This window comes from Leyella stercorea (assembly GCF_021531355.1).
In the GTDB taxonomy this organism is placed as follows: Bacteria; Bacteroidota; Bacteroidia; order Bacteroidales; family Bacteroidaceae; genus Prevotella.
In genome coordinates this window covers 1-2,442 of sequence record NZ_JADYTS010000137.1, presented here as the reverse complement: position 1 = coordinate 2,442, position 2,442 = coordinate 1, and the positions used below count along the sequence as shown (strand labels likewise).

The following is a 2,442-nucleotide window of genomic DNA, read 5'->3' as shown; positions in this document are numbered from 1 at the left end:
GGGGATGGGCTTTTTGGGGTAGGGCTTCTTTCTTTTAGTTATGCACAAGCGTTCCGATCGGTTCGCCGTCCATAACCTTCTTCAGATTGCCCACAACGTCCATGTTGAACACATAGATGGGGAGGTTGTTTTCCTTGCACATTGTTGTGGCTGTGAGGTCCATCACCTTCAAGCCGCGAGTGTAAATCTCGTCGTATGTGATGTCGCTGAACTTGGTTGCGGTCGGGTCTTTCTCTGGGTCGGCGGTGTAGATGCCGTCAACGCGTGTGCCCTTGAGCATAACGTCAGCCTCAATCTCGATGCCACGCAGACTTGAACCGGTGTCGGTAGTGAAGTAAGGCGAACCGGTTCCGGCAGAGAAGATGCAAACGTAGCCGTTCTCCATAGCCTCGATGGCTTTCCACTTAGAGTAGAACTCGCCAATAGGTTCCATGCGTATGGCTGTGAGCACCTTTGTCTTAACGCCTATAGCGCCAAGAGCCGAGCTAAGAGCCAATGAGTTGATTACTGTAGCGCACATTCCCATCTGGTCGCCTTTGACACGGTCGAAGCCCTTTGAGGCTCCGCTAAGTCCGCGGAATATGTTGCCACCGCCGATGACGATGCCAATCTGTACACCCATTTCGTGTACTTCCTTAATCTGCTGGGCATACTCACCCAAACGAACTGGGTCGATGCCGAAGCTTTGGTTGCCCATAAGGCTCTCGCCACTGAGCTTAAGAAGGATTCTGTTGAATTTCATATTTTGATTTTTGAGTTTTGATTTTTGAATTTTGAATTGTTGCCTACGGCAATTTTGAGTTTTGAATTTTGAGTTTTGAATTGTTGCCTACGGCAATTTTGAGTTTTGAATTTTGAGTTTTGAATTATTCTCGGCTACGCCTGCGATTTTGAGTTTTGAATTTTGAGTTTTCCCTTTTATTCCTCTTCCCAAGTTTTCAAAGCATATAACTCCCCTCCCTGCGGGGGAGGGGTCGGGGGTGGGGCTTTTTACAGCTGAATCTCCACTACCTTATCCACATCAGTGGGCACGCTGTCGAGTGTAATGAGCACACCGCCTTGACACTTCTGCATCTTGACAGCCTTGCGCGAAACGTAATCTACGGCATGCTTTGCGTTCTTGTCGGTGATGGGAAGGAAGAGCGAACGGTCCTTGAGGTTGAGGATATGTACGAATATCTTGTTGTCCTTCTCGGTTGTTACGCCCCAATCGCGTGGCGATACGCGTCCTCCACGTGTACCATAGATGGTTTCTCCGTATGTCTTCATCCATTCGCCCATTTCCTTAAGGCGCTGCACAGCTACTTCGGGCAGACATCCGTCGGGTTGCGGACCGATGTTCATAAGGAGGTTGGCGTTGCGACCTGCTGCCTTTACAAGATAATGTATGAGAGTCTTTGTCGACTTATAGTTCTGGTCGGTAATCTTGTATCCCCACATACCGTTCATTGTTTCGCATGTTTCGAGCGGCAGTTGTGAGATTGACTGACCTGAGAGTCCGGCTGTATTCTCGCCTGGCAGGTCGCGTTCGAACATCTGGAAGTCTTCACCCTCGAATGGAGTTTGATGATGATTATTGCCGATGAGGCAAGCAGGCTGCAATCGATGGATGAGAGCATACTGCTCAGGCAGACGCCAATCGAATGATGGGTTCTGGTCCTGATCCCACCATCCGTCAAACCATATAGCTCCAACCTTGCCGTAGTTGGTGAGGAGTTCGGTGAGCTGATTGTTCATGAACGTATAGTATGAGTCCCAGTTCTGCTTCTCAACGGGTCGACCAGTGCCGAGACCTGTACGACCAAGCGGAGCGTCTTCACGCTGCCAGTCGATATGTGAGTAATAGAAGTGGATGTCGATGCCTTGACGGTGGCACTCGTCAGCAAGTTCCTTGACGATGTCGCGCTTGAAGGGAGAAGCGTCTACAACGTTATAGTCGGAATATTTCGACTTGAACATAGAGAATCCCTCATGGTGACGAGTGGTGAAGCATATATACTTTGCACCCGAAGCCTTGATTTGCGACACCCATTCCTTTGCGCTGAAGCGAGAGGGATAGAAGCCTCCAGCCAGCTTGGCGTATTCCTTATAGTTGAGGTTGTTGTTGGTCATAGTCCATTCGCCGGTGGCAAGCATAGCGTACAGACCCCAGTGAAGGAATATTCCGAACTTGGAGTCCTGGAAGTGTTTGCGTGCTGCGATGTTGTCGGCAGAGGGTGTGTAGGTTTGATTAGTGTTAGCGGATGCTGTAAGCGATAATGCCAGCATAGCCGCAGCCAATAGCTTTTTCATAAGTTGTTGTTGGGTTATGGGTTATATTTGTTTCGCAAAGTTAACCTTTTTATTCGTATTGGTGAAGCAATAGGGCAAAAAAAAGAGGGTGTGTCATAATTGACTATGGTCATTTATGGTGCACCCTCCTTTTGTATATCGTTTAGCGAG

General features: G+C 48.8%; 2 protein-coding genes. Both read right to left on the bottom strand.

Going from position 1 to position 2,442, the window contains the following annotated elements; all coding sequences use genetic code 11:
- Positions 1 to 34 precede the first annotated feature (34 nt).
- Positions 35 to 742: a UMP kinase gene (pyrH, locus tag I6E38_RS14580; protein ID WP_235394666.1), complete on the bottom strand. Its 708-nt coding sequence runs from the start codon at positions 740 to 742 to the stop codon at positions 35 to 37.
- Between the two features lie 248 nt (positions 743 to 990).
- The gene (locus I6E38_RS14575; RefSeq protein WP_235394665.1) at positions 991 to 2,292 is read right to left on the bottom strand and encodes an alpha-L-fucosidase; all 1,302 of its coding nucleotides are present in this window, start codon (positions 2,290 to 2,292) and stop codon (positions 991 to 993) included.
- Positions 2,293 to 2,442 lie beyond the last annotated feature (150 nt).

Excerpts from the sequence above, each read along its gene's own strand:
- I6E38_RS14575 (WP_235394665.1), bottom strand. The coding sequence starts at position 2,292 with ATGAAAAAGCTATTGGCTGCGGCTATGCTGGCATTATCGCTTACAGCA.
- pyrH (WP_235394666.1), bottom strand. The coding sequence starts at position 742 with ATGAAATTCAACAGAATCCTTCTTAAGCTCAGTGGCGAGAGCCTTATG.